At 67.8% G+C, this 26,566-nt stretch carries 25 protein-coding genes; 17 read left to right on the forward strand and 8 right to left on the reverse strand.

What is annotated here, in order from left to right; genetic code table 11:
* Positions 1 to 24: 24 nt before the first annotated feature.
* A complete protein-coding gene (locus ABD683_RS09615; RefSeq protein WP_344769438.1) occupies positions 25 to 675 on the reverse strand; it encodes a TetR/AcrR family transcriptional regulator in 651 nt (216 codons plus the stop codon).
* Positions 676 to 723: 48 nt separating this feature from the next.
* On the opposite strand from ABD683_RS09615, the gene ABD683_RS09620 reads away from it, so the two are divergent.
* The 10 genes from ABD683_RS09620 (at position 724) to ABD683_RS09665 (ending at position 10,030) form a co-directional block, all read left to right on the forward strand.
* A complete protein-coding gene (locus ABD683_RS09620; protein WP_344769440.1) occupies positions 724 to 1,158 on the forward strand; it encodes an ester cyclase in 435 nt (144 codons plus the stop codon).
* A gap of 168 nt (positions 1,159 to 1,326) precedes the next feature.
* Positions 1,327 to 2,406, forward strand: coding sequence for a fatty acid desaturase family protein (locus ABD683_RS09625; RefSeq protein WP_344769442.1), 1,080 nt, complete (start codon positions 1,327 to 1,329; stop codon positions 2,404 to 2,406).
* Positions 2,407 to 2,518: 112 nt separating this feature from the next.
* Positions 2,519 to 3,115: a TetR/AcrR family transcriptional regulator gene (locus tag ABD683_RS09630; protein WP_344769443.1), complete on the forward strand. Its 597-nt coding sequence runs from the start codon at positions 2,519 to 2,521 to the stop codon at positions 3,113 to 3,115.
* 121 nt (positions 3,116 to 3,236) lie between these two features.
* Positions 3,237 to 4,865: a class I adenylate-forming enzyme family protein gene (locus ABD683_RS09635; protein ID WP_344769445.1), complete on the forward strand. Its 1,629-nt coding sequence runs from the start codon at positions 3,237 to 3,239 to the stop codon at positions 4,863 to 4,865.
* Positions 4,862 to 5,374, forward strand: coding sequence for a hotdog family protein (locus ABD683_RS09640; protein ID WP_344769447.1), 513 nt, complete (start codon positions 4,862 to 4,864; stop codon positions 5,372 to 5,374). Before ABD683_RS09635 ends, ABD683_RS09640 begins: the two co-directional genes overlap by 4 nt.
* Before the next feature lie 5 nt (positions 5,375 to 5,379).
* Positions 5,380 to 6,489: an extracellular solute-binding protein gene (locus ABD683_RS09645; protein WP_344769449.1), complete on the forward strand. Its 1,110-nt coding sequence runs from the start codon at positions 5,380 to 5,382 to the stop codon at positions 6,487 to 6,489.
* The gene (locus tag ABD683_RS09650) at positions 6,482 to 7,339 is read left to right on the forward strand and encodes an ABC transporter permease (protein ID WP_344769451.1); all 858 of its coding nucleotides are present in this window, start codon (positions 6,482 to 6,484) and stop codon (positions 7,337 to 7,339) included. The genes ABD683_RS09645 and ABD683_RS09650 overlap by 8 nt, the downstream gene beginning before the upstream one ends.
* The gene (locus tag ABD683_RS09655) at positions 7,332 to 8,138 is read left to right on the forward strand and encodes an ABC transporter permease (protein ID WP_344769453.1); all 807 of its coding nucleotides are present in this window, start codon (positions 7,332 to 7,334) and stop codon (positions 8,136 to 8,138) included. Before ABD683_RS09650 ends, ABD683_RS09655 begins: the two co-directional genes overlap by 8 nt.
* A complete protein-coding gene (locus ABD683_RS09660; RefSeq protein ID WP_344769455.1) occupies positions 8,135 to 9,259 on the forward strand; it encodes an ABC transporter ATP-binding protein in 1,125 nt (374 codons plus the stop codon). The genes ABD683_RS09655 and ABD683_RS09660 overlap by 4 nt, the downstream gene beginning before the upstream one ends.
* A gap of 9 nt (positions 9,260 to 9,268) precedes the next feature.
* Entirely contained in the window at positions 9,269 to 10,030 is a 762-nt protein-coding gene (locus ABD683_RS09665) for an alpha/beta fold hydrolase (protein ID WP_344769457.1), read from the forward strand.
* A 1-nt stretch (position 10,031) separates the two neighbouring features.
* Here ABD683_RS09665 and ABD683_RS09670 read toward each other — a convergent pair whose 3' ends face one another.
* From ABD683_RS09670 to ABD683_RS09690, 5 genes are read right to left on the reverse strand one after another with little or no spacing between them, the layout of a single operon-like run.
* Positions 10,032 to 10,424 carry a nuclear transport factor 2 family protein gene (locus tag ABD683_RS09670; protein WP_344769458.1) on the reverse strand — a complete coding sequence of 131 codons (393 nt, stop codon included), beginning with the start codon at positions 10,422 to 10,424 and terminating at the stop codon, positions 10,032 to 10,034.
* 30 nt (positions 10,425 to 10,454) lie between these two features.
* Positions 10,455 to 11,306, reverse strand: coding sequence for an acyl-CoA thioesterase (locus ABD683_RS09675; protein WP_344769460.1), 852 nt, complete (start codon positions 11,304 to 11,306; stop codon positions 10,455 to 10,457).
* The gene (locus ABD683_RS09680) at positions 11,306 to 12,139 is read right to left on the reverse strand and encodes a DUF1295 domain-containing protein (protein WP_344769461.1); all 834 of its coding nucleotides are present in this window, start codon (positions 12,137 to 12,139) and stop codon (positions 11,306 to 11,308) included. The genes ABD683_RS09675 and ABD683_RS09680 overlap by 1 nt, the downstream gene beginning before the upstream one ends.
* Positions 12,140 to 12,166: 27 nt before the next feature.
* A complete protein-coding gene (locus tag ABD683_RS09685; protein WP_344769462.1) occupies positions 12,167 to 13,051 on the reverse strand; it encodes an SDR family NAD(P)-dependent oxidoreductase in 885 nt (294 codons plus the stop codon).
* Positions 13,048 to 14,259: an acetyl-CoA C-acyltransferase gene (locus tag ABD683_RS09690; RefSeq protein WP_344769464.1), complete on the reverse strand. Its 1,212-nt coding sequence runs from the start codon at positions 14,257 to 14,259 to the stop codon at positions 13,048 to 13,050. The genes ABD683_RS09685 and ABD683_RS09690 overlap by 4 nt, the downstream gene beginning before the upstream one ends.
* A 107-nt stretch (positions 14,260 to 14,366) precedes the next feature.
* On the opposite strand from ABD683_RS09690, the gene ABD683_RS09695 reads away from it, so the two are divergent.
* From ABD683_RS09695 to ABD683_RS09715, 5 genes are read left to right on the forward strand one after another with little or no spacing between them, the layout of a single operon-like run.
* Entirely contained in the window at positions 14,367 to 15,596 is a 1,230-nt protein-coding gene (locus ABD683_RS09695; RefSeq protein WP_344769466.1) for an acetyl-CoA acetyltransferase, read from the forward strand.
* Positions 15,597 to 15,626: 30 nt separating this feature from the next.
* Positions 15,627 to 17,144, forward strand: coding sequence for a carotenoid oxygenase family protein (locus tag ABD683_RS09700; RefSeq protein ID WP_344769468.1), 1,518 nt, complete (start codon positions 15,627 to 15,629; stop codon positions 17,142 to 17,144).
* A 29-nt stretch (positions 17,145 to 17,173) separates the two neighbouring features.
* Positions 17,174 to 18,145, forward strand: coding sequence for a winged helix-turn-helix transcriptional regulator (locus ABD683_RS09705; protein WP_344769470.1), 972 nt, complete (start codon positions 17,174 to 17,176; stop codon positions 18,143 to 18,145).
* Positions 18,142 to 19,713, forward strand: coding sequence for a long-chain-fatty-acid--CoA ligase (locus ABD683_RS09710; protein ID WP_344769471.1), 1,572 nt, complete (start codon positions 18,142 to 18,144; stop codon positions 19,711 to 19,713). The genes ABD683_RS09705 and ABD683_RS09710 overlap by 4 nt, the downstream gene beginning before the upstream one ends.
* The gene (locus ABD683_RS09715) at positions 19,710 to 20,426 is read left to right on the forward strand and encodes a VOC family protein (protein WP_344769473.1); all 717 of its coding nucleotides are present in this window, start codon (positions 19,710 to 19,712) and stop codon (positions 20,424 to 20,426) included. The genes ABD683_RS09710 and ABD683_RS09715 overlap by 4 nt, the downstream gene beginning before the upstream one ends.
* 93 nt (positions 20,427 to 20,519) lie before the next feature.
* Here ABD683_RS09715 and ABD683_RS09720 read toward each other — a convergent pair whose 3' ends face one another.
* The gene (locus tag ABD683_RS09720; RefSeq protein WP_344769475.1) at positions 20,520 to 23,741 is read right to left on the reverse strand and encodes an FG-GAP-like repeat-containing protein; all 3,222 of its coding nucleotides are present in this window, start codon (positions 23,739 to 23,741) and stop codon (positions 20,520 to 20,522) included.
* A 109-nt stretch (positions 23,742 to 23,850) separates the two neighbouring features.
* On the opposite strand from ABD683_RS09720, the gene ABD683_RS09725 reads away from it, so the two are divergent.
* Both ABD683_RS09725 and ABD683_RS09730 read left to right on the forward strand, forming a co-directional pair.
* Complete coding sequence (locus ABD683_RS09725; RefSeq protein WP_344769477.1) at positions 23,851 to 24,201, forward strand: response regulator; 351 nt, start codon at positions 23,851 to 23,853, stop codon at positions 24,199 to 24,201.
* Positions 24,201 to 25,847 carry an ATP-binding protein gene (locus tag ABD683_RS09730; protein ID WP_344769479.1) on the forward strand — a complete coding sequence of 549 codons (1,647 nt, stop codon included), beginning with the start codon at positions 24,201 to 24,203 and terminating at the stop codon, positions 25,845 to 25,847. Before ABD683_RS09725 ends, ABD683_RS09730 begins: the two co-directional genes overlap by 1 nt.
* 6 nt (positions 25,848 to 25,853) lie before the next feature.
* Here ABD683_RS09730 and ABD683_RS09735 read toward each other — a convergent pair whose 3' ends face one another.
* Positions 25,854 to 26,516, reverse strand: coding sequence for a response regulator (locus ABD683_RS09735; protein ID WP_425548495.1), 663 nt, complete (start codon positions 26,514 to 26,516; stop codon positions 25,854 to 25,856).
* Positions 26,517 to 26,566: the final 50 nt, after the last annotated feature.

The raw sequence follows: 26,566 nt of genomic DNA on the forward strand, positions 1-26,566 counted from the left end.
CACGTCAGCTGGTCGGGTGCGAGGTCAGTCGGCCAGGGCAGCTGCCAGCTGGGCTGCCAGCCACGTCTCGTAGCGCGACGGCGGCCAGCCGGACCGCCGTACCAGGCGGTCGTACGCCTCTGGTGCCGTGAGCGTCCAGACGGAGGCCACGAGCTCGTCGATGGTGCGCCCGGCGGGAAGCGCGCCTCGGTCGCTCAGCCCTTCGAGGCTGTGCGAGTTTCCGACCCGGCGCTCCTCGTCGATCGTGCTGAGGAACGCCTCCAGGACGTCGTCGCCGCCCGGTCCGTGGGCGAGGATGACTCCGAGCAGTGGGCCGACCCGTTCCCAGATGCCCCTGGTCCACGCGGCGTACGCCCGGGCGTACTCGCCGACGTCAGGCGCATCGACGACCGATCGGAATTCCGGCCGCTCACTCATGGGTACGGGATCGTCGTCGCCGGCGAGGAGGACGTCGTACACGGCCTTGACCACGTCGGCCTTGCCGCCCACCGAGTTGTAGACGGTCTGCGGGCTGACTCCGGCGCGTCTCGCGAGCAGCGGCACCGTCATGGCGAAGTACCCATGGGCGAGCAGGAGCTCTCGCGCAGTGCCGACGATGCGAGCGCGGGTGTGGCGTGCCTGCTCGGCTCGCATCTCGGAGCTGTAGGCCCTCTTGTCACCGGGGCGCGATTCCACTAGATTCTCATTCCATTGGATTATCGTTCGAGTGAAAGAAGTGTAGTCATGAGTGCCACGGCCCTGTCTCGCGCCCGCGCCGTCTTCGACGCGATCAACTCCGGTGACTTCTCCTGTCTCGAGGATGCCGTCACCAGCGACTTCGTCGACCACGGCTCCCCGATCCCGCTGCCGCCGGGCCCGGAGGGCTATCGACAGATCCTCACGGTCGTGCACGACGTGCTCGGCATCCGCTACGCCATCGAGGACGCGTTCGCCACCGATGACCGAGTCGTGATCCGGGCGCTTGCCCGTGGGGTCGGGATCGACGCGGTCCATGGTCCGGGTGCAGCCGGCAAGACGTACGCCATGACCACGGCGCACATCTATCGCGTCGAAGGTGGTCGCCTGGCAGAGCACTGGGGCGTTCGTGACGAGCTCGGCGCCCGCGTGCAGCTCGGCACGCTGAGGGCCCCCGAGCTCCCGGGAGCCGTGCCCGCGTGAGTCCGCGGGCCGGCTGATGGCCCCTACGTGGGCACAATCCCGGGGGACAACTGGGTGGCTTCCCGGGGTCGCGGGTGCCGGATGTTGTGCCATGCTGAAAGTGCGTAGTCAGTCCGCGGCGTACGGCCGCGACGATGCGATGCACGGTCCGTGGGAAAGGGGCCGCACATGACGCAACAAATTCACCAACCCGCTCCGAACGAGCAGTACGTCAGCCATTTCACCGACCTCATGCAGGACGTGAAGGATGCGGGCCTCCTCGAGCGGCGCCACACCTATTACTGGTGGCAGATCGGTGCCCACGTCGCCGCGTTCTTCGCGATCTGGGTGGGCTTCTTCCTGCTCGGCAACTCGTGGTTCCAGCTGATCCTCGCCGCCGCCCTCGGCGTGATCGTCACCCAGTTCGGGTTCCTCGGTCACGACGCGGCGCACCGGCAGATGTTCACCTCCGGGACGTGGAACTCGTGGACCGCCCGCATCCTCGCCAGCGCCTTCGCGGGGCTGAGCTTCGCGTGGTGGCGCTCGAAGCACAACATGCACCACAAGGGCCCCAACCTCGAGGGCTACGACCCCGACATCGGTCCGGGTGCCATCGCGTTCACTCCCGGAATCGTCGCGCAGCGTACGAGCGGGTTCTCCGGCTGGTTCGTCAAGCGGCAGGGCTGGCTGTTCTTCCCGCTGCTGACGCTCGAGGGCCTCAACCTGCACGCGGAGAGCATCCGTGCCGCACGCGACAAGTCGTCCAACCAGCCGTGGCGTCGCCTCGAGCTGTTCCTCGTGGTCACCCGACTCGTCGCGTACGTTGCGATCCTGCTGGCGTTCCTCCCGCTGGGCAAGGCGGCGGCCTTCTTCGCGATCCAGATGGCGGTCTTCGGCTTCTGCCTCGGCGCCTCGTTCGCGCCGGCGCACAAGGGAATGCCGATCATCCCTCCCGAGATGAAGCTCGACTTCCTGCGCCGCCAGGTCATGGTCTCGCGCAACGTGAAGGGCAACCCCGTCGTCGACTGGGCCATGGGCGGGCTCAACTACCAGATCGAGCATCACCTGTTCCCGAGCATGCCGCGCTGCAACCTCAAGAAGGCGCAGCCGCTCGTACGAGCGCACTGCGAGCGTGAAGGCATCGACTACATGGAGGTCGGGCTCTTCCATTCGTACGCGATCGTCGTCGACTACCTCAACAACGTCGGCCTGCGCGCACGCGACCCGTTCGACTGCCCGCTCTCGGCGCAGCTGCGCGACGGGGGCTGACGCGAGCCCGGTCCCACCAGAACCCGGCACCGCCGGATGTCGCGTGGAGCTGCGTGAGACTCTGTCAGCCAGCGGGTACCGTCTCCCGCTCCACGACAGGACAGGACGTCTCATGCCACGCCAGGTCGACCATGACGACCGTCGCGACCAGATCGTGACGATCACGATCGAGCTCATCGCCGAGGGGGGGCCGACCGCGGTGACGATTCGCGAGGTCGCGCGCCGGCTCGGTGGCTCCGTGACCCTGGTGACGCACTACTACCCGACGCGGCAGGCGATCTTCGAGGGCGTCGCTGCGCGACTCATCGAGCTCGGCCGGTCCGAGGCCGCTGCGATGGAGGCGGGCGCGAACGACCCCGTCGGCCGGCTGCGGGGCTATCTCCAGTGGGCGCTGCCCACCCGCCCCGAGGGCATCCGTCGCGAGATCGCGCGCATCAGGCTGCTCGCAGAGCGGCACGCCGCACCCAGTCTCGAGAAGACAGCGCGAGGGTACGACGAGTCGATGCGTGAGGACCTCCGCGAGCACCTCAGCGACCTCGTGCCCGATGACCGGCGCGAATCGGTGGTCGAGCTGCTGCGGGTGTTCGTGACCGGGGTCATCCTGCTCGCGGTGGAGCACCAGGACAGCTGGCCTCCGGAGCGCCAGATGGAGGCCGCCGAAGCGATGCTCACGTCGCTCGGCATCACGGAGTCCAGCGCCGCTTCCTGACCGCTCCAGGTCACATTTGGGTGTCGGCGCGATTTCATTTGGCCGTTTCACTTCCCTTTTATGCAACAGATGTTGTACAACGTCTGTTACACACATCACATCGAAGGGCAGCCAGACACAGATGAGCACGATCGCCGCGATCCTCGACCCCGAAACCGGGAGTTACCGCTGGAGCGACACCAAGGCTTGGCAAGTCGTTGCCGAGGTCCCGCTCGTCGAGACCTTCGTACCGCTGCTGAAGGCTCGCCCCGATCGCGCGTTCATCACGTTCGAGGACGGCACCGTCGTGACGAATGCCGAGGTTCTCGAGCGCGCCGAGAAGGTTGCCGGCTGGGCAATGGCGACGGTCCCGACATCGGACCCCATCGCGATGGCGATCGGCAACCGCGCCGAGTTCTTCATCGCCTGGCTCGCGCTGCTCAGCACCGGTCACGCGATGGTGAGCATGAACCCTGCGGGGCGTACGTCCGAGGTCGTTCACATGCTGCGCGACTCGGGGGCCCGCGTCGCAATCTCGGACTCCTCGAGTGACCCGGTGCTTCGCGCGGCGCTGGCCGACTGCCCCGATCTCGAGCTCGTGCACCTGGTCGACGGCCCGGAGCCGGACGGCCTCGCCGGGTTGTACTCCGGCCACTCGCCACGCGACCTGCTGACGGCCCCGCCGCCGCTCAGCACCGTCACCTCGATCACCTACACGTCGGGAACCACCGGCATCCCCAAGGGGTGCGCGCACGTCCAGGGCGAGCTCGTCCGCTACGCGGACGTCAACGTGCGGGTCTACGACTTCTCCGAGGACGACAAGATCCTCAACCCGCTGCTGTTCTTCTACGGCGACGCGATCTGGATGATGACGGTCAGCATCGTGACCGGCGCGTCCTTCGTGTCGATGCGCAAGTTCAGCGTCTCCCGGTTCTGGGACGTGGTCCGCAACAACGGCGTCACCGTGCTGGTCGGCATCGGCGCGATCCCCAACCTCCTGCTCAAGCGTCAGCCCGGTCCCGACGAGCGCGACCATTCGGTACGCCTGGCGATCCAGATCGGCATCCCGCCCAAGCAGCACGCCGAGCTGATCGAGCGCTTCGGATTCCCGTGGCTGGAGGCGTACGGTCTCTCCGAGACAGGTCCCAACATCCTGATGCCGCCCGGCCTCGGCGAGGCGTACGTCGGCTCGGGTGCGCTGGGCCTTCCCGTCCCGGAGCTGCGGGCCGTGCTGCTCGACCCCGAGGGCAACACCCTCGAGGGTGCGGCGATCGGTGAGCTCGCGGTCGACGGCCCCTACATGATGGCGGGCTACCTCAACCAGCCCGCCGAGACCGAGCGCATCACCCACGGCGACTTCTACCGCACCGGCGACGAGATCGAGCGCGACGTCCACGGCGTCTACTACTTCCGCGGCAGGCTCAAGGAGATCATCCGCCGTGCCGGCGAGAACATCGCACCGTTCGAGGTCGAGGAGATCCTTCGCCTCCACCCGGGCGTCCAGGATGTCGCCGTCGTGCCGGTCGAGGACGAGCTGCGCGGCGAAGAGGTCAAGGCGTACGTGCTGCCGACGTCCGACGACATCGACATCGCCGAGCTCATCGCGTTCACCCACGAGCGTCTCGCGCCCCACAAGGTTCCCCGGTACGTCGAGCTGCGCACCGAACCCTTCCCACGTACCCCGTCGCAACGCATCCTCAAGGCCGCCCTCAAGGTGGACGGCCGACACACCACCGAGTCCTCCTGGGACCGGACGAAGGAGACCGCATGAGCCCCCGCATCCTCTCGATGGCTGAGCTGCCCGACATCGTCGGCAGCACGTTCACGGTCGACTCCTTCCGGGTCAACCAGGACGAGATCGACACGTTCGAGGACGTCACCGGCGTGACTGCGGTGTACGAGGAGACCCTCGCCACCGACTACCCCGACGGGATGATCGAGGGGTTCCACAGCCTCTCGTTGTGCGACTTCCTCCTGCACCAGTGCATCCGGGTCGACCCGACGGAGTGCTTCTCCTACAACTACGGGGTCGACCGCGTACGTTTCCCGTCATCGATGACGATCAACGACGAGCTCTCGTTCAGCGTCGAGATTGTCGAGGCGACACCACGCAACGGCGGATATCTGATGCGCTACCGCTGCACGATCGCCGCCACGGGCTCGGACAAGCCCGGCATGGTCGCGGACTGGCTCGGCCTGTGCCTGCCCCGCACCTCCACCGACTTCAAGCCACCGCGCGAGAAGAGCACCGTCAACCCCACCCCCGGAATGAAAGAGTGAGAGACATGAGCATCAGTTCACGCAGGTCAGCACTTGCCCTGTCGGCAGCGGCCGCCATGGTGGTCCTCGCCGCATGTGGCGGGTCATCGTCGGACGAGAGCGGCCTGACCGCAGGCGATCTCGGGGGAGCGCCTGAGGCCGGAGTCGTCAAGGACGGAGTCCTCAAGGGTCAGTCAGTGCAGTTCGTCGGCTACGGCGGCGACATCCAGAAGCTGCAGGTCGGCATCCTCACGCCATGGGCGACGAAGTCGGGCGCCAAGATCACCCAGGACTCGCCGACCGACTACGCCAAGCTCAAGGCGCAGGTCACGGCCGGCAAGGGCACCTGGGACGTCGTCGACGTCGAGGACAGCTGGGCCGCCGCCAACTGCGGGACGCTGCTGCGCAAGCTCGACGACAAGATCATCGACCGCTCGCAGCTGCCCGAGGACAACAAGGGCACCGACTGCGCCGTGCCGATCGTCGGAACCGGCAACATCTTCGCCTACAACGCCGACAAGCTGAAGACGGCTCCGCAGACCTGGGCCGACTTCTTCGACACCAAGACGTTCCCGGGCAAGCGCGGCGTCTACGCCGGCAACCCGGTCGCGATCTTCGAGGCAGCCCTCATGGCCGACGGAGTCGCGGCAAGCGATCTCTACCCGCTCGACGTCGACCGGGCGCTCAAGAAGCTCGACACGATCAAGAGCTCGTTGGTGTTCTGGACGACCGGTGCTCAGGCTCAGCAGATGGTGGAGTCCGGACAGGCCGACATGGGCATCTTCTGGTCGGGACGCGTGCTCAACGGCGTCAAGGCAGGCGCCAACTGGAAGGCCGTCCACGATCGCCCGCTGCTGCAGTACGACGTCCTCGTCGTGCCCAAGAGTGCACCCAACCCGGTCGCCGCGATGTCGCTGATCAACTTCGCACTGGGTGAGGAAGCCTCGACCAAGACGACCGAGGGCTCGGGCTACCCCGGCACCAACGTCAACTCCAAGCCGAAGGTCGACAAGGTCACGGGCGAGTTCCAGGCCAACGTTGCTCCGTTCAAGGACCCGGTCACGATCGACAGCGAGTTCTGGGGCAAGAACGTCGCAGACTACATCGACAAGTGGACGACCTGGATCAATGGCTGATTCGAGCCCCTTCGTCGGAGCCGGTGCGAGACGACGTCTCGCGCCGGCTCTGGTGGTGCCCGGCTTGGTCATCATCGGCTTTGTCGCGCTCTATCCCCTGGTGCTTGCACTGCTCGACTCGATCACCCAGCGCGACAACGGCCAGAGCCCGTACGCGTGGGTGTTCGACAACCCCGTCTACCTGAAGATCATCTGGCGCACGATCGTGACGGCGCTGATCGTCGCCGGCATGTGCGTCCTGGTGGGTTACCCGCTCGCGTACGTCATGGCAACGACCCGGAGTGCCCGCGCGCGGTCGGTGCTGCTGCTGCTCGTCGTCCTTCCGTTCTGGACCAGCTTCCTGGTGCGCGTGTTCGCGTGGCTGATCCTCTTCCAGCCCGACGGCATCGTGGAGTCGGTCCTCCAACCGTTCGGCTTCGACGGCGCCATTCTGGGCTCCGTCTGGGCTCCGCGCATCGCGATGGTCCAGCTCCTGCTGCCGTTCATGGTCCTTCCGATGTACGCCACGATGCGCGGGATCGACCCGTCCCTCCTGCGCGCTGCCGAGAGCCTCGGCGCCTCGCCCCGCGAGGCGTTCGCCCGCATCTTCCTGCCGCTGTCGCTGCCGGGAGTCGGGGCCGGCTGTCTCATCGTGTTCATCATGAGCCTCGGTTTCTACGTCGCCCCGGCGCTGCTCGGCTCGCCCACCACCTCACTCGTCGGCCAGGCGGTGTTCCAGCAGGTCGGCACACTCCTCAACTTCGGCCGCGGAGCTGCGCTGGCGGCCTTCCTGCTGGCCATCACGCTGATGGTCCTCGGCATCGCCGCCCTCATGCGGCGCCTGCTCGGTTCGAGGACGTCAGATGCGTAGGCCCGGACGCCTGCTCGTGTGGGCGGCGGCGCTCTTCGCGGTTCTCCTGCTCATCGTCCCGACACTCATCGTCATCCCGGTCAGCCTCGGCGACCAGGCCTCGTTCCGGTTCCCACCCAGCGGCTGGTCGCTTCGCTGGTATCGACAGCTCGTCGAGGAGCCGGCGTGGCGCACGACGTTCGGCAACTCACTGCTGATCGCCACGCTGTCGGCACTCACGGCGTCCGTCGTCGGTACGGCAGCGGCTCTCGGACTGCGGCGGTTCCTCCGCTCGATCAACCGGGAGGTCGTCCGGTCGACGCTGCTGATCCCGCTGATCGTCCCCGAGATCGTGCTCGCGGTCGGCCTCTACTCGTTCTTCCTCAAGATCGGCCTGGTCGGCACGCTCACGGGATTCGTGCTGGCCCATGCCACCTTGGGAATCCCGCTCGTCGTCACGACGGTCACCGCGAGCCTCGCCGGGTTCGATCCCAACCTGGAGCGTGCCGCCGCCAGCCTGGGGGCCGGTCCGTGGATGACCGCGCGCCGCGTCACCGTGCCCCTGATCCTGCCGGGGCTGTTGGCCGGCACCCTGTTCGCCTTCATCCTGTCGCTCGACAACTTGGTGATGTCGTTGTTCATCCAGACACCGGACCTCAGCACCCTTCCGGTCCTGATGTGGTCGTCGATGACTCGCGACACCGACCCGACGATCGCCGCCGCGGCGACCGTCATCCTGCTGACCACGACCGTGGTCCTCTGTGCCGCGCTGACGATTCTCGGACGTCGCACCACTACCGAGAGAGGGCCTCTCCTGTGAACGATTCCTCAGCCGCCCGTGGCGCCGCGATCGATCTGACCGGCTTGCGCCGCCAGTATGGACCCGTCGTTGCCGTCGATGACGTCACCCTGTCCATCGAGCCCGGCGAGTTCGTCACTCTGCTCGGCCCGTCGGGTTCGGGCAAGACGACGACGCTCAACCTGCTCGCGGGCTTCGAGAAGCCCGACGCGGGTCGCATCGAGGTGGGCGGCGTCGACCTGAGTCGTACGCCCGCCCACGAGCGCAACCTTGGCGTGGTGTTCCAGAACTACGCGCTCTTCCCGCACCTCGACGTGGCGGCCAATGTGGGCTTCGGCCTGCGTCAGCGCAACATCGACCGGGCGACTCGCACGCGTCTGGTCACCCAGGCGCTCGAGACGGTGGACCTTGCCGGCATGGGACACCGGCGTCCCTCGCAGCTGTCGGGCGGCCAGCAGCAGCGCGTCGCCCTCGCCCGGGCCATCGCCTACCAGCCACCCGTGCTGCTCATGGACGAGCCGCTCGGCGCCCTCGATCGCAAGCTGCGCGACCAGATGCAGCTCGAGCTGCGCCGCATCCACCGGGAGGTCGGCAGCACCGTCGTGTTCGTGACCCACGACCAGGAGGAGGCGCTGGCCCTCTCCGACCGCATCGCCGTGTTCAACCGCGGACACATCGAGCAGGTCGGCACCGGTATCGACCTCTACGAGCGCCCCGAGACCATGTTCATCGCGACGTTCCTCGGGGAGTCGACCATCGTGCGTGGGACCGTCGAGCACGACACGCGGGGGACGTTCCTGGCCGTCGGCTCTGCACGGTTGCGCGTGGCCGGGACCCTGCCGGCGGGCAGCCGAGCCGGTGTGATGGTGCGGCCGGAGCGTTTGATCCTGAGCAAGGACCAACCCGACGACAGTCGCGAGGCGATCGAGATCGACGTGCTCGAGGAGGTCTACCTGGGTTCGACGCGCAAGTTTGCGCTGCGTCTTCCCGACGGCACGGAGGGACTCGTACGCGAGGCGGTCACGACAGCCTCGGCGGTGCGCCCAGGTGATCGAGCCTGGGTGTCGTGGAGGACGACGGACGGTGTGCTCCTGCCCGAGGGCGAGCTGGCCGCACCTGATGAGGATGAGTCAGCACCCTAGGCTGGCTTCGTGAAAACACCACTCGACGTCGAAGTCCTCGGCAGCGGACCCGCGCTGATGATGGTGCACGGTGCCGGTGGCTCGCCGCGGGACAACTTCCCGTTCCTTGACGAGCTCGCGTCGACGTTCACGGTGATCGCCCCGTCGTTGCCCGGAGTCGGGGGGTCGCCCGTGGGAGACGAGCCGTTGGACGCGGTGGCGATCGCCGACCAGCTGGCGGCGGTGCTCGACGACCTCGGCATCGCCACTGCGGCAGTGTGCGGCTACTCGATGGGCACCACGATCGCGACGCACCTCGCGGCGGCCCATCCGGATCGGGTGTCGGCCTTCGCGCTGTGTGCCGGGTTCGCCACGCCCCGACCGTCGATGCTCTCGCTCCTCGAGCTCTGGGACGGGCTGCTGGCCGACGGCACGGAGGAGCAGAACGGCCGGTTCATCCTCAGCACGGCGTTCATGCCCGAGACGATCGACAAGCGGGGCCCGCGATGGGTCGGTCTCGCGGCCCAGGCGTTCGGCGAGTCGCTGCCGGCCGGTACGCGCGCACACCTCGACCTGATCCGCCGAGTCGATTCTGCCGACGCACTCCGGTCGACGACGCAGCCGTTGCTCGTCGTCGTGCCCGAGCACGACGGCCTGGTGCATCCCGGCCACTCAGCCGACCTGCTCGAGATCCGTCCGGACGCGATCCGGGTCGGCATCGAGGCGAGCCACGCCTTGTGGCACGAGGCGCCCAAGGAGTGGCTCGCGGCGTTGACCGACTTCTTCGTCTGAGTCAGTGGGCGCTGAACTTCGCTGCCTCGGCGGAGTCGAAGTACTCGTCGAGGCGGGTGATGCGGCCCTCGTCGTTGACCGTGATCACGGCGCACGCGTGAAGCGTGACCTCCTCGCCGGTCGAACGGTTGGTGCCGCGCAGCACGTGCCGCTGCACCGCGCCGCCGTCGTACGCCGTGACGCGTCGGTCGGAGTACGTACGGTCGCTGACCCAGCGATCCATGGCGACCAGGACCTTGGCGTTCTCCTCGACGGTCTGCTCCTTGAGGTCGTGGTTGTGCCAGATCACGGCGTCAGGTGCATAGACGTTGAAGATGTCGGCCGGGTCGCCCGCCTCAGCGGCAACGATGATGCGGTCGAGGAGCTGGATGTTGGGGTGGATCTCGCTGGACATGGGTCCTCCGTGGGTTGGGTGCGTGCAGGGTCAGTTGTGTCGGAACAGGGCTTCCTGGGCGACGTGGCAGATGGACGTCCCGTCGTGGTCGAACACCGCGGCCTCGATGAGGGCACGGCCCGCGTCGGCCATGGGGGTCGTGTGCTCGAACAACATCCACTCGTCGGCGCGCGGGAATCCGCGGAACCACATGGTGTGGTCGAGCGACACCGCGCTCCAGGTGCGGGCGAGTGATCGCTCAAAGCCCGGCGTGTGCCCGTGCGGGGTGACGGCGGTGGACATCAGCATGAGATCGCTGGCGTACGCCAAGGCCGCCCGATGCACCAGCGGATCGTCGGAGAGCTGGTCGACCGACCGCATCCAGACGCCGTTGGCAGGAGATGCCGAGTGCGTGATCTGGCCGGGAACGTCCGGCGCGAGGCGTACCTCGACCGATCCGAAGTCGTCCCAGAACTCGCCCAGGCCACCATCGACGGCGGCGACCTCCCGGATGTCGGGGCAGTCGTCCGGTCCGGGGGTGGTCGGTGCGGGCCTGCTGTGCGAGATGCCGTCAGACGGCTCGGCGCACGACACGATCGACCGACACAGCAGCCGGTCGCCCTGCCATGCACTGACCTCGCGTGTGGAGATCTGCCGACCATCCCGCAGGCGCTCGACGCGGAACGTCACAGGCACGTTGGACGCACCTCCGCGCAGGAACGTCGTATGAACCGAGTGAACGTCCTTGCCGTCGACACTTGCGCCGGCCGCGATGAGCGACTGGCCGACGAGCTGGCCGCCGAACAGCTGGGGAAGGCGTATGCCGTCGGTGCGTCCGACCCAGGTGTCTTCGCCGGTCTGGTCCAGGTCGAACAGCTCGGCCAGCCCGATCGTGCCCTGCATCAGGCCCCGGTGTCCGCTCCGGACGGCTGGCGGCGCGGCGGCATCGGGAAGAAGCCGCTGGTCTTGGCGACGTACGCGTCGAACGCCTCGCCCTTGCTGCGGCGCATGCTCCTCTCGAGCAGCGCCTTGCCGCTGTAGGAGAGGAGAAGCTTGGTCATGATGAGCGGCGCGATGATCGTGATGAGTCCCCACCACTCGCCGAGTGCGAGAAGGAACAGGCCGGCCCAGACGACCGTGTCACCGAAGTAGTTGGGGTGACGCGTCCACGCCCACAGGCCGCGGTCCATGATCTTGCCCTCGTTGGCCGGATCGGCCTTGAACCGGGCGAGCTGCCAGTCGCCGACGGCCTCGAACAGGAACCCGATGGCCCACACCACGATGCCGATCGTGCCGATGACGCCGAGCTTCTCGTTCTGGTACATCGCGAACTGGACCGGGATCGAGATGATCAGCATCAGCACGCCCTGCAGTCCGTAGATCTTGCGGATCAGGAACCCGATGAGCGAGCCCTCCTGCTTGCGCATCAGCGCGGTGTAGCGCTTGTCCTGACCGTGTCCGGTGTTGCGGATGCCGATGTAGAGGCCGAGTCGCAGTCCCCACGCGGCGGTGAGGAGGAGGACCACGAGGCGCCGGGTGTCGTCGCCGCCGTCGCCGGCCGAGACGAGGTAGGAGACCACGGCCGCGACGACGAACCCGGGTCCCCAGTAGATGTCGATGATCGACTGGTTCTTGATGCGGATGGCGGTCGCCATGATCGCGGCGATGAACACCGTCAGGGCGGCGGCGACGATCAGGAAGTTGAGGGCGAGGTCGCCCCAGGGCACATCATTCATGGGATTTCTTTCGGGTTGTGGGTCAGGTCAGACGAGCTCTGAGGCGAAGTCCTTGAATGCCTCGAGGGCGTGCTCGTACGTGTGGGGCGAGCCGGCCCGGCTCTTGTCGATCAGCGACTGGAGGTCGTCAGGCGTCAGGCTGTCGGTCAGCATGACGGTGCCACCCTCGACGGAGTCGGCGACGCGCATGCCCGAGCCGGCGGCCACGATGACCTGGCCGTTGATCGTCGACGTGGGGTCGGCGAGTGCTCCCACGACGGGGGCGACGAGCTCGGCCCGCATCGCCTCGGCGAAGCGGGGATCCATGCCCTCCTCGGTCATCTGCGTCGTGGCGTAGGGGAGCAGCACGTTCGTCAGGACGCCGCGTCGCGCACCCTCTGCCGCTGCCGTGCGGGCCAGCGCGATGATGGCACCCTTGCTGGCGGCGTACGCGGAGACGGTCGGCTCGCCGTGCAGGCCTGCGGTCGACGCGATCATGATGATGCGCCCGCGACCGGCCTCGCGCATGACCTTCATCGAGGCGGCAGTGACGAGTGCCGTACCGGTGACGTTGATCGCCATGACATGGGCGAAGTTGTCGGCGGTCGTGCTGTGGAACATCTGCGGACCGCTGATCGCGGCGCTGGTGACGCAGATGTCGAGCCGTCCCCAGGTGTCGAGAGCCGCCGCGACCAGCGCGTCGGCGGTCGCTGGGTCGGACACATCGCCGTAGTTGGCGACAGCCCGGCCGCCCGCTGCGACGATCTCGTCGACGACGTAGTCGGCGGCACTGCGGCCGTCGGCGTCGACGACGCGGTTGCGATTGTTGACGACGACCGCCGCGCCCAGCTCGGCCAGGTGAATGGCGAACGCGCGGCCCAGTCCCTTGCCGCCACCCGTGACGATCGCGACCTGGCCGTCGAGCGTGCTCATGAGGCGATCCGCTCGACCAGCACGGCCACGCCGAGCCCTGCCGCACCACTCACGGCGGCGACGCCGTAGCGGCCGTCGCGTCGCTCGAGCTCCTCGATGCAGCTGCCGACGAGGATCGCGCCGGTGGCGCCGAACGCGTGTCCCATCGCCATCGTGCCGCCGTTGGGGTTGAGGCGTTCGGGTCCGACGTCGAGGTCGCGGCGGAAGCGCAGGCACAGCGCCGAGAACGCTTCGGCGAACTCGAACACGTCGATGTCGTTGGCGGTGAGACCGGCCCGGGCGATGACCTGCTCGACGGCGCTCTGCCCTGCGGTCAGCATCACCACGGCGTTGACCGACGTCGACGCCGCGCCGACGATGCGGGCCCGCGGCGCGAGCCCGGCCTTCTCGGCCGCCTTCGCGCTGCCGAGCAGCAGCAGGGCACTGGCATCGGCCATGGCGGGAGACGTGCCGACGGTGTGCAGGTGCGAGATCGAGTCCACTCCGTTGTAGGCGCCGAGGGCGATCGCGTCCTGGCCCTTCTCGCCGAGCTCGGCAAATGCCGGCGGAAGCTCGGCGAGGCCTTCCAGCGTCGTGCCCGGTCGTACGAGCTCGTCGTGGTCGAGACCCGGCCCGCCCTCGTTCGAGGGCACCGGGATGAGCGAGCGTTCGAACGCGCCGTCGGCCCGGGCGTTGGCTGCCTTGAGCTGGGTCTCGAGTCCGTACGCGTCGAGCTCCTCGCGTGAAAAGCCTTCGATCGTCGCGTTGAGGTCGGCGGCGATGCCCATGTGCACCGAGCCGATCGTCGTGATGATCGCGGGATCGGCCCACAGCGGGCCACGGTCGACGAACATCGGTACGCGCGACACGCTCTCGACCCCGCCGGCGACGGCGAGGGACAGGTCGTCGGCGCGGATCCGGGCGGCGGTCTGTCCGACCGCGTCGACGCCGGACGCGCAGAAGCGGTTGATCGTGCCTCCTGGGACGCTGTCGCCCCAGCCCGCGAGGAGCGCAGCCGTACGGGCGATGTTGGATCCCTGCTCGTCGACCTGTGAGGCGCAGCCCAGGATCACGTCGTCCACCGACTCGACGTCGAGGCTGTTGCGCTTCTCCAGCGACTGCTGCAGATGGACGACCAGGTCGAGGGGTGAGTGGGAGTGGAGCGAGCCCTTGGGGCTCGCCTTTCCACGCGGGGTCCTGACGTAGTCGAGGACGAAGGCTTCGGACATGGATCCTCATTCAGCTAGTGGAGATACTCTGTTAGTTGTAGTACGGTTGCCGGACATTGGCAACCCCACCGCTCGAACACGCGGTGGGTGACGCAGAGGAGACCGTGATGAGCGAGAACATCTGGGTGCTGGGCGGCTACCAGAGCGACTTTGCCCGCAACCTGACGCGCGAGGGCAAGGACTTCGCCGACCTGACGGCCGAGGTCGTCGACCACACGCTCGAGGCGGCGTCGATCAACGCCGCCGACATCGGCGTCATCCATGTCGCCAACGCCTTCGGCCAGCTGTTCACGGGCCAGGGTCAGCTCGGCGCGATGCCGGCGACCGTACGCCCCGAGCTCTGGGGCAAGCCCGCGTCACGGCACGAGGCCGCGTGCGCCTCGGGAAGCATCGCCGTCCTCTCCGCCATGGCCGATCTCGGCGCAGGCCACTACGACAGCGCGCTGGTGCTGGGCATCGAGCTGGAGAAGACCGTCAGTGGTGACGATGCGGCAGGGCACCTCGGCGCCGCCGCGTGGATCGGCCACGAGGGTGAGGAGGCCACATTCATGTGGCCCTACATGTTCAGCGAGATCGCCGAGGAGTACGACGAGCGCTACGGCCTCGACGACGTGCACCTGCGCGCGATCGCCCAGATCAACTTCAAGAACGGTCGGCGCAACCCCAACGCCCAGACCCGCGAGTGGGACGTCCCCGACCTCGTCAACGGTGTCGGCCTCGACGACGACAAGAACCCGGTGATCGACGGCCGCATCCGGCGCTTCGACTGCAGCCAGGTCACCGATGGCGGCGCCGGCGTCGTGCTGGTCACGGACTCCTACCTCAAGCGCCATCCGGGTGCCACCCCGATCGCCCGGGTGCTCGGCTGGGGACACCGTACGGTCGGCCTCGGCCTGTCACAGAAGCTCGAGCGCGATCGCGACAACCCGTACGTGCTCCCACATCTTCGCGATGCGGTCAACGACGCGTTCAACCGCGCCGGGATCACGCTCGAGGCGCTCGACGGGCTCGAGACGCACGACTGCTTCACGCCCAGCGAGTACGCCGCGATCGACCACATCGGCCTCACGGGTCCGGGAGAGTCGTGGAAGGCGATCGAGAACGGCGAGATCGAGCCCGGCGGCACCCTCCCGATCAACCCCAGTGGCGGGCTCATCGGCGGCGGCCATCCGGTCGGCGCCAGCGGCGTCCGGATGCTGCTCGACGCCTCCAAGCAGGTCAGCGGCACGGCCGGCGCCTACCAGCTCGACGACGCCACGACGTTCGGCACGCTCAACTTCGGTGGCAGCACCGCCACGACGGTCAGCCTCGTCGTCGGCGCCGCACCCACCTCATGAACCTCGACCCGCAGATGAAGGAGTCCCTCGATGGACGTTGAAGTTGTCGCCCGGCTGTTGTCCACCCTTCCGGCGGACGACGACCACCCCTACCGCACGGGCCCGTGGCAACCTCAGACGACGGAGTGGAACGCCGACGACCTCGAGGTCGTCGAAGGAGAGATCCCGACGGACCTCGACGGCGTCTACCTCCGCAACACCGAGAACCCCGTCCACCCGTCGCTGAAGAACTACCACCCGTTCGACGGTGACGGGATGATCCACGTCGTCGGCTTCCGCGACGGCAAGGCGTTCTACCGCAACCGCTTCATCAAGACCGACGGATTCCTCGCCGAGCAGGAGGCAGGCGGCGCACTGTGGGCCGGACTTGCCGAACGCCCGGGCTCCGCCAAGCGCGAGGACGGGTGGGGCGCGCGGACGCGCATGAAGGACGCGTCGAGCACCGATGTGCTGGTTCATCGAGGTGTCGCGTTGACGTCGTTCTACCAGTGCGGCGACCTCTATCGGGTCGACCCGATGTCGGGCGACACGCTCGGCAAGGAGACCTGGGGCGGCAAGTTCCCCTTCGAGTGGGGCGTGTCCGCTCACCCCAAGGTCGATGACCGGACCGGCGAGATGCTGTTCTTCAACTACAGCAAGCAAGCGCCCTACATGCACTACGGCGTCGTCGACGAGGCCAACGAGCTGACGCACTACGTCGACGTACCGCTGCCGGGGCCCCGCCTCCCGCACGACATGGCGTTCACCGAGAACTACGCGATCCTCAACGACTGCCCGCTCTACTGGGAGCCCGAGGCGCTCAAGCAGGACGCGCACATCGCCCGCTTCCATCCCGAGACCCCGACCCGCTTCGCCGTGATCCCGCGCAAGGGCCAGACGTCCGACATCAAGTGGTTCGAGGCCGAGGCGACGTACGTCCTGCACTTCGTCAACGCGTACGAGGACGGCGACGAGATCGTGCTCGACGGGTTCTTCCAGGGCGATCCGGAGCCTGCCGACAACGGCATGGGCAACGCCTGGGAGCGAGCGTTCCGCTTCCTCGCCCTCGACCGCATGCAGTCTCGGCTGCACCGGTGGCGGCTCAACCTGGTGACTGGTCTGGTCAAGGAGGAGCAGCTCAGCGACAGCATCACCGAGTTCGGCATGATGAACGGCGCCTACACCGGTGGCGAGTACCGCTACGCGTACGCCGCGTCGGGCAAGCCCTCCTGGTTCCTGTTCGACGGACTGGTCAAGCACGATCTGCTGCTGGGCACGGAGGAGCGCTTCTCGTTCGGCGACGGCGTGTTCGGCAGCGAGTCGGCGATGGCCCCGCGGATAGGCAGCACCGCGGAGGATGACGGCTATCTCGTGACGCTGACGACCGACATGAACGACGACGCGTCGTACTGCGTGGTGCTCGACGCCGCACGGGTCGAGGACGGACCGATCTGCAAGCTCAAGCTGCCCGAGCGCATCTCGAGCGGCACCCACTCGACCTGGGCACCGGGTGCCGACCTGCGACGGTGGCAGACCGCCGACACGGCGGCCGATGCGGTGGGGTTGTAGCGATTAGCGACAGCGACGGCTTCTCCGCTTTGGAGTCACAGCCCACCCAGCTCGAGCCCGGCGGCACCAATGCGCTGGGCCGGATGCTCGGTCTGCTCGGCGACGAGTGGACGCTGTTGATCATCCAGCAGGCGCTGCAGGGTGTCGGCCGGTTCGGCCAGCTCATGTCGGCGCTGCCGGTGTCCAACTCGGTGCTCACCAGCAGGCTCAACCTGCTGGTGCGTGAGGGGCTGCTGCGCCGCAACATCTACCAGACCAATCCGCTGCGGGCGGAGTACGTCGTCACGGATCGGAGCCGGGCGCTCTGGCCGTTCATGCTGGCCATCTGGGAGTGGGAGCGCCGCTGGGTCGAGGAGCACGCCGAGCGGCTCCCGACGATGCACCACGAGTTGTGCGGTCATGACTTCGCACCGCTGCTGTCCTGTGGCGCGTGCGGCAAGCCCGTCGAGGCCAAGGACGTCGCGGCCGAGTGGGGACCCAGCGGCTCGTGGGAGCGCTCGGTGCCAGAGTCCGCCACGCGCCGCCGCGCCGACTCCGACCCGTCCCGTACGTCGGCCGGGCTGTTCCCCGAGACCATGATGGTGTTCGGCAACCGCTGGGCCTCGGCGCTGCTGGGCGCGGCGTTCCGCGGTATGACCCGGTTCTCCGACTTCGAGGCGAGCCTCGGCGCACCCCCGACACTGATCGCCGAGCGTCTCCGGGCATTCGTGGCGATCGACATCCTGGTCGCGACGCAGAACGCACAGCGCCCCGACTGGGCGGAGTACAGGCTGACCGAGAAGGGCCGCGCCTTCTTCCCCGTCGTCGCGACCTCGTTGCAGTGGGGCCAGGAGTGGTTCGTGGCTCCCGAGGGCCCCGCCATTGTCCAGCACCACCGATCGTGCGGCGAGGCGTTCGAGGCGACGTTCCGCTGTGACCAGTGCCACGAGGTGCTGACAGGTCACGACATCACGATCGTCGGTCGCGACGACTCGACACCAGCACGAGAGGAAGACGCATGACGACGAAGACCACCTGGACCACGCTCGCCGAGGTGATTCGCGCCAACGGCACCTCATACCCCGACTCGCACGCGATCGTCGGCGAGGGTCGCACCATCACGTACGGCGAGCTGTCCTCGCGCTCGGACGCCGTCGCCGCCGGGCTCGTCGCGCACGGCCTCGCGGTCGGCGACCGGGTCGCCTACCTCGCCCGCAACGCCACGGAGTACTGGGAGCTGTTCTTCGGAGCGGCCAAGGCCGGCGTCGTGATCGTGCCGCTCAACTTCCGCCTGGCGCCCGACGAGATCGCCTGGATCCTCGGTGACGCCGAGCCCGCGGCGATCCTCGTCGAGGACCATCTGACCGGATCCGTGCCGGCTGACTGGTCGGGACTCCGGCTCGTCTTCGCCCAGGCCGCCGAGCCGCAAGTCACCGACGGATGGCAGGCGTACGAGACGTGGTTGGCAGCCCAGCCCGCTGAAGACCCCAAGCGCGACCAGGGCGGCGATGCGCTGTGCTCGCTGATGTACTCGTCCGGCACCACGGGCCGCCCCAAGGGCGTCACGACGACGGTTGCCGGGTTCCTCTGGGCCGTCGATGCGTTCAGCGCACTGTTCGATGTGTCGACCTCGTCGGTGAGCCTCGTACCCACGCCCTACTACCACATTGCCGCGGGCGGCTGGTCGCTCATCGCGCTCGCCGCCGGGGGGACGATCGTGCAGTTCACCGAGGTCACGCCGCAGAACATGCTGGGCCTCCTGGTGCAGCACCGGGCGACGCACGTGATCATGGTCCCGACCGTGATGCAGCTGTTCATCACCAGCCCGGAGGCGTCGGCGGCCGACTACTCCAGCGTCGAGCACGTCGTCTATGGCGGGTCACCGATCTCCGAGACAGTGATGCTCGGCGCCCAGAAGGTCTTCGGAGCTCAGCTGTCCCAGAGCTATGGCCTCACCGAGACAATCGGCGTCACCACGTTCCTGCGCCCCGAGGACCACGTGGTCGGTCCCGACAGCAAGCTTCGCTCGGCGGGCCGGGCGGTGGACGGGCTCGAGGTCGCGATCATGGATCCCGACACCGGTGAGTTGTGTGACACCGGCGTCGTCGGCGAGGTCGTGACGCGCGGTCCCGGTGTCACCAAGGCCTATTGGCGCCTCGAGAAGGAGACCAGGGAGGCGTTCTGGCCTGGCGAGTGGTTCCGTACGGGCGACGCCGGCTACATGGACGCCGACGGCTATGTCTTCCTCAAGGACCGCATCAAGGACCTGCTGATGTCGGGCGGCGAGAACATCTATCCCGCCGAGGTCGAGAACGCGATCATGGCGCACCCCGCCGTACAGGAAGTCGCGGTCATCGGTGTGCCGTCCGAGCGCTGGGGTGAGTCGCCGCACGCGGTGATCGTCCCCAAGGCCGGCGAGACGATCGATCCCGACGAGCTGATCGCGTTCACCCGTGAGCGCCTCGCTCACTACAAGTGCCCCACCAGCGTCGAGCTGGTGAAGGAGCTGCCCCGGAACCCTTCCGGAAAAGTGCTCAAGCGTGAGCTTCGTGCTCCGTGGTGGGCCGGACATGAGAGGAACATCGGATGACGAACGGAACCTTCCCCATCATTCGCCAGGTCATCATCGGCGCGGGCGACATGGAACTGGCAAGCAAGGAGCTGCGCGAGGCCTTCGGCCTGGCCAAGGGCTTCGCCGATCCCCTCCTGGAGGGCATCAACATGGACGACGAGACGTTCCGGGTCGGCCCCGAAGCGCACCTCGAGCTCGTCGGCGCCCTGAAGCCCGAAGCACCGATCGCGAAGTGGACCTCCAAGGTCGGTGGCGGTGGCGGCTACGGCCTGGCCATCCAGGTGCCCGCCCTCGGCCCGCTCCTCGAACGCGCTGAGACGCTGGGTGCCCGCACCATCGAGGACCTCGTGGTCTATGACCGTCGCATCGTGCAGCTGCACCCGGGTGACCTCGGCATCCTCGTCGAGCTCGACGAGATCCCCGAGGCCGAGCAGTGGTTCTGGGACGACATCGACGCCGAGGTGTCCGAGAACCCGCTCATCGACGACGTGCTCGCCGTCGAGGTCAGCAACCCCGACCCCGAGGCGTTGGCCCAGAAGTGGTCGACACTCTTCGACGTCCCGGTGGAGACGGTCGACGGGGTCCTCCAGGTGGCGATCGGCGCCCGGACCGCCCGCTTCGTGAAGGGTGACGTCAAGATGATGACCGGCGTCGACGTCAAGGCCGTCGCTGGCCGCGAGCCCGCCGACCGCAAGGTGAAAGTCAGCGGAGTCAACTTCACCATCGTCTGATCCTTCAGGGGCGCGGCTGACGCCGGCCGCGTCCCTGTGATGATCCTCCGCGACACCGGCTGACCGCTCCGTCAGAAGTGCCGGCAGGGCTGTTCAAAGGGGGAGCAGTCCGAGCGTGAACCAGGTTCGCTCCACCGGGGTGAGGTCAGTGTTGCCTGCTGGATCGATCGCACGCACCGAGAAGGTGTGGTTGCCGAGATGAAGGCCGGTGTGGTTCCGCGGACTGCTGCACGACTCCCAGGCGCCACCATCGAGCTGGCACTGGAAGCGTGAACCGCCCTCAGATGAGGTGAATTCGAACGTCGCCTTGCTCGACAGCAGGCTCAACCCGGACGGTCCGCTGGTGACGGTCGTCTGGGGCGGCGTGGTGTCGACGATCCAGCTCCTCGTGGCAGGGATCGGGTCGACGTTTCCGGCCTGGTCGGTCGCTCGTACGGAGAACGCGTGCGTGCCCTCGTGCAGAGGCCCGAAGGTGTCACCGGAGTGGCACGAGGCGTACGCACCCGCATCCAGCTTGCACTCGAACGTCGCCGGCTCGTCGGCCGAGAACGTGAACCTCGCGTTCACCTGGTTGGTGAGGTCCGCCGGGCCGGAGTCGATCCGGGTCTTCGGCGCCGTGTCGTCGGCGCTGACCGTGAACGTCCGGCCGGCGGGGGTCGCGTCGGTGTTGCCTGCCGCGTCCTTGGCGCGCGCCTCGAACATGTGGCTGCCGTTGGGGAGCGCCGCCGTGGTGTACGGCGACGCGCACGGTCCGAACTCCGCTCCGTCGACGCGACACTCGAACGTCGCGCCGGCATCCGGCGAGCTGAAGCCGAACGTCGGCGTCTGGTCGTCGATCGTGCCGGTCGGCCCGGAGTCCACCGTGGTGTCCGGGGCGACCGAGTCGACCGTGAAGGTGCGCTTGGCCGGCGTCGGCTCGACGTTTCCGTACGAGTCGGTCGCGCGGACCTCGAAGGTGTGCTCTCCGTCGGACTGCTCCGGGGCGGTGTAGGGCGACGTGCAGTCCGCGAAGGGCGCGGGCGCGACGCGGCACTCGAAGGTGCTGTTCGGGTCCGGGGTCGCGAAGGCGAACGTCGGCGTGGAGTCCGCGGTCAGTCCGCTGGGGCCGGCGGTGATGCCGGTCCTGAAGATCTCGGTGTCGATCGTGAAGGTGCGCTTCGCCGGGGTCGGGTCCACATTGCCCCCGCCGTCGATGCCCCTCACCTCGAATGTGTGCTCACCGTCGCTCAACGGGTTCGTCGTCGTCGGCGACGTACAGGTGGCGAACGGCTCGTCATCGACCCGGCACTCGTGCGACAGTGCCCCGTCCGTGTAGGGAAAGCTGAAGCTGGGCGTCCGGTCGTACGTGATGCCGGACGGCCCGGAGGAGATCGTGGTGTCCGGCGCGACGGTGTCGACGGTGAACGCCTTGGCTGCCGGAATCGGGTCGGTGTTGCCGACGGCGTCGACCGACCGCACCTGGAAGACGTGGTCACCGTCGGCGAGCTCATCGGTCGTGTGCGGTGTCGTGCAGGCCTCAAACGCTGCATCGTCGACGCGGCACTCGTATCTCGCGCCGGGCTCGGGTGACGTGAACCCGAACGTCGGCGTACGGTCGCCGGTCACGCCGCTCGGACCGGAGGTGATCGACGTGGTCGGCGGGTTCCGGTCGAGCGTGAACGACCGACTGGCCGTGCTCGCGTCCTCGTTCCCGGCGGCATCCTTCGCGCGTACCTCGAACGTGTGCTCCCCGTCGCCCAGCCCGTCGCTCGTGTACGGAGAGGTGCAGTCGCTGAAGGCGCCGTTGAAGCCGCACTCGAACGTGGATCCTGGCTCGGAGGAGACGAACGTGAAGGTGGGCGTGTTGTCGTTGGTCGCATCGTCGGGACCGCCGGTGATGGTGGTGTCCGGCGCGACGGTGTCGACCGTGAACGTCCGGCTCGCGGGCGTCAGGTCGACGTTGCCCGCGGCGTCGGTCGCCCGCACCTCGAACGTGTGAGGACCGTCGGCCAACCCCGCGGGCGAGCGTGGAGACGAGCAGGGGCTGAAGGGGGCGTCGTCGACGCGGCACGCGAACGTCGATCCGGGCTCGGACGACGTGAACGTGAACGTCGGCGCGTGGTTGACCGGCCCGGTCGGGCCGCCGGTGATGGTGGTGTTCGGTGGAGTGATGTCTTGGGGGTTCAGCAGCACCGAGATGCCACTCCTCCGTCCGGGGCTCTGCTCATTCGTCAGCACGACATCGGTTCGGCCGTCCGCGTCGAAGTCTCCCGCTGCCACCGCCGTTGAGCCGCCGCGGGTGGGGAACTGGGTGAGATTGACGAACGTGCCGTCGCCTCTGCCATGGAGGACGTCGAGCTTGCCGACGTTCTCGGAGATCGCGAGGTCCGGGCGGGAGTCGTCGTTGAAGTCCCCGACTGCGACGTCTGTCGCGTGGGGGACGACGTAACCCAGTGGCGTGGTGAAGGTTCCGCCGCTCGCGCCGAGCAGGGTCCAGACAGCGCGGCCCGTCTCGACGACCGCCATGTCGGGGTCGGAATCGCCGTTGAAGTCGCCGAGCGCGATCCTCATGCTGTTGAATTCCTGAGCCTCCCCGATCGAGTAGACGGTCGCGGCGCCGAACGTCGCGGCCGGTCTGCCCAGCAGGACGTGAACCTTGCCGAAGGAGTCGCCGACAGCAAGGTCGGGATCGGAGTCGCTGTTGAAGTCACCGACCGCGACCGACAGGGGGCTGCTGAACCCGCCCTGGAACGACGTCTTGGGGCCGAAGGTGCCGCCGGGTCCACCGAGCAGGATCGACACGGTGTCGTTGACGGCGCTGGTGACCGCGAGGTCGGGATCATCGTCGCCGTTGAAGTCGCCCACCGCCACCGCAGTCGGGGTCACGTCCACCGGGTAGTAGGTCGGATCCCCGAACGTCCCGTCAGGGCTCCCGAGCAGGACGGACACGGTGTCGCCGTACTCATCGGCGACGACGAGGTCCGGATTGCCGTCGGCATCGAAGTCACCGATCGCGATCGATCGGAGCTCGAAACCTCCTTCGTAGCGGGCCGCGGGACCGAACGACCCACCGGGGCCGCCGAGGTTCACGGAGACCGTGCTGCCGACGGCAGCGACATCCGGGTCACCGTCGCCGTTGAAGTCGCCGACCACGACACTGACGGGCTGATTCCCGGTCTCGTAGTCCACGCCGGGGGCGAAGTTGGTCGTGCTGGCGCTGGCAGCACCGGACTGCGTCAGCACCACCACGGACACCATGCTCGAGAGCACGAGGAGTCGTCCGAGGTTGAGGGCGACGCGCCGTCGCGCCGAGGTGATGCTCGTGAAAGTGCTCATCGCGGGGAGTCCATTCGGGAGGGATGCCCTGACGCTAGGTGCCCGGTGAGCGGTTGTCGTCCGTGCCAGCACGGATCCCGCCGAGGTCTGGTGGTGACAGGCTGGGCCGATGCCGCTGCGGATCGTACTTGTCGACAACGACCCGCGGTTCAGGGCGATGGCCCGTCGTGCACTCGAGGCTGAAGGTGTCGAGGTAGTGGCCGAGCTCGGATCTGGCGCGAACGCCCTTGCGTCGGTCCAGGATTGGTATCCTGACGCCGTTCTGGTCGACATCCGCATGCCCTGGATCGACGGCGTGGAGGTCGCTCGGCGGCTGCGCGGGAAAGTCGGTAAGACCGTGGTGATCCTGATCTCAACTCTCGACGTGGATCACGGACGCCTTTTGGCCGATGGTGTCGCTGCCGGATACATCCGCAAGGACGAGCTCTCGCTCGCCGCGATCAACGAGTTCCTGGCCTGATGGTCCGAGCGCTGCGGATCGGCTTGATCGCCGTGACAGTGCTTGCAGCCGCCGCGCTCGTCATGTTCGACCTCGACCATCCGTACGACCTGTGGTCGCAGCTCATCGTCGTCGCGGCCCCGCTGACCCTGACAGCGTGGTTCGTCCTCGCTCGGACCGCCGACGAGCGGCTCGTGCACGTGATTGCCGGGCTCGGCGCCGGGGGTCCGGACGAGACCGTCCGCGACGGGCTCCGCCGGGCCCTCGCCGATCCGGACCTTGAGATCGTCTACACCCAGGTCGGCCGCGGCGGCTGGATCAGCGGGCTCGGGGAGCAGACGTCGCGGCCGGGCCTGGATGGGCGTCGCGCGTTCACTCCGATCGATCGCGACGGGAAGCCGATAGCGGGTCTCGTCCACGATCCTCGCCTCCTTCGACATCCGAAGCGGTTGCGCGCGGCGGTCGACGCCGCATCGTTGGCCCTCGACAATGAACGCCTCAAGGCACAGCTTCGGGCCGAGCTCATGGAAGCGCAGGCCTCACGTTCGCGCATCATCGACGCCGGCGACCGCGAGCTCCAGCGTGTTGAGCGCAACCTCCACGATGGTGCACAGCAAAGGTTGGTCGGTCTCGCGCTGATGTTCCGGCTGGCGAGCCGACGGGCCGCCGGCGACCCCGAGCTCACGGCGCTCCTGGACGATGCCGCCCGTGAGCTCAGCGATGCCATCTCCGAGCTGCGTGAACTGACTCGTGGTATCCATCCGGCGATCGTCGACGACGCCGGTCTCCCAGGCGCGTTGGAGGCGCTCGCCGAACGTCCCGGCATACCGGTTGATCTGCAGGTCGACCTGCACGAGCGTCTTCCCGAGGCCGTGGAAGTCGCTGCCTACTACCTGATTGCCGAAGCGCTCACCAACGCAAACAAGCATGCGAACGCAGGCCGCGTGACGGTGCACGCGCAGGTGGTCAACGAGGCGCTCCGTGTGACTGTGAGTGACCAAGGAGCAGGCGGTGCCGAACGCTCTCCCGGATCCGGGTTGCAGGGGCTGGCTGACCGAATCAGCGCGCTCGGAGGCGAATTCGGGATCGACAGCCCGCCCGGATCTGGTACGACGGTCACCGCCGACATCCCACTCGCCCAGACCGTGCTCACCGATGCCGCACAGCAGCGGTTGGTCGCGCTGCGGTGGTGGGTGCACGAGCACTGGGAGATGCCCGGTGAAGCCGGCGACCAGATCACCGACGAGGACAACCTGATGGCGGCGAAGGCCGCCATGCTGATCGCGGGAGGGAATCGGCGGATCACCGAGCGTGAGCGGGAATGGCTGATCGGATATCACACGGCCGCGCGTGGCGCCGACTGGGTGATCGCGGCGATCGCGGCATACGACGACTCCGACACCCTTGATGACATGAAGGTCATACCGGGGTTTTCCCAGGTTGCCCGCGGTGAGGTGTACTACGCCATACGTTTGTGCTCCAGTGACGGACCGTTGACCCCCGACGAGCTCAGTCGTCTGGAGCGTTCGGTCGATGAGCTGGGGATCGCTCGCGAGGAGTTCGAGGAGCTGCTGGCGATCGTGGCGGCTGAGGACGAACTGCGTCACCGTAGATTCAACGCCATCGCCGCCCCCGTTCTCCCTGGCGGGTTCTCGCCCTCGGGCTGATGAACGTCAGCTGGCCTTCGCTCGCAGGTGTGCGAGCACGGCCAGCACGCGGCGATGCGTGCTCGAGGTGGCGTCCAGGTCGAGCTTGGCGAAGATCCGGCTCGTGTGGGTCTCGATGGTTCGCCCGCTGGTCGCCAGCAGGTCTGCGATCGCGGCGTTGGAATGACCTTCGGCCACCAGAGCCAGGACCTCCTGCTCGCGGACGGTCAGTCGATCGAGGGGATCGGACCGGCGCGGCGTGTCGAGGACCTTTCGTACGACCTCGGGGTCGATCACGGTGCCGCCCTCGGCGACGCGGGTGATGGCGTCGACCAGGTCGGAGTGTGCGGTGATGCGTTCCTTGAGCAGATAGCCGACACCGCTGTGGGCGCCCATGAGCAGGTCCACTGCATGGCGTGTCTCGACGTACTGCGACAACACCAGGACACCGATCTCGGGGTGGTGGTGCTTGATCTCCAACGCCGCGTCCAGGCCTTCGGTGGTGTGGGTCGGCGGCATCCGGACGTCCAGGATGACGACGTCGGGACCTGCCTGCTCCACCGCAGCGACGAGGTCGACGGCGTCGGAACGCTGCGCGACGACGTCGATGCCCTCGTCACTCAGCAGCCGGGCGATTCCTTCGCGGACGAGAGCGGCGTCGTCGACCAACATCACCCGAAGCACGCCCACATGCCGATCATGTCCCGAGACCCGACGGCGCCGCAGCAGAACAGGGAACT

It is taken from the genome of Aeromicrobium panaciterrae, assembly GCF_039537165.1.
Taxonomy (GTDB): domain Bacteria; phylum Actinomycetota; class Actinomycetes; order Propionibacteriales; family Nocardioidaceae; genus Aeromicrobium; species Aeromicrobium panaciterrae.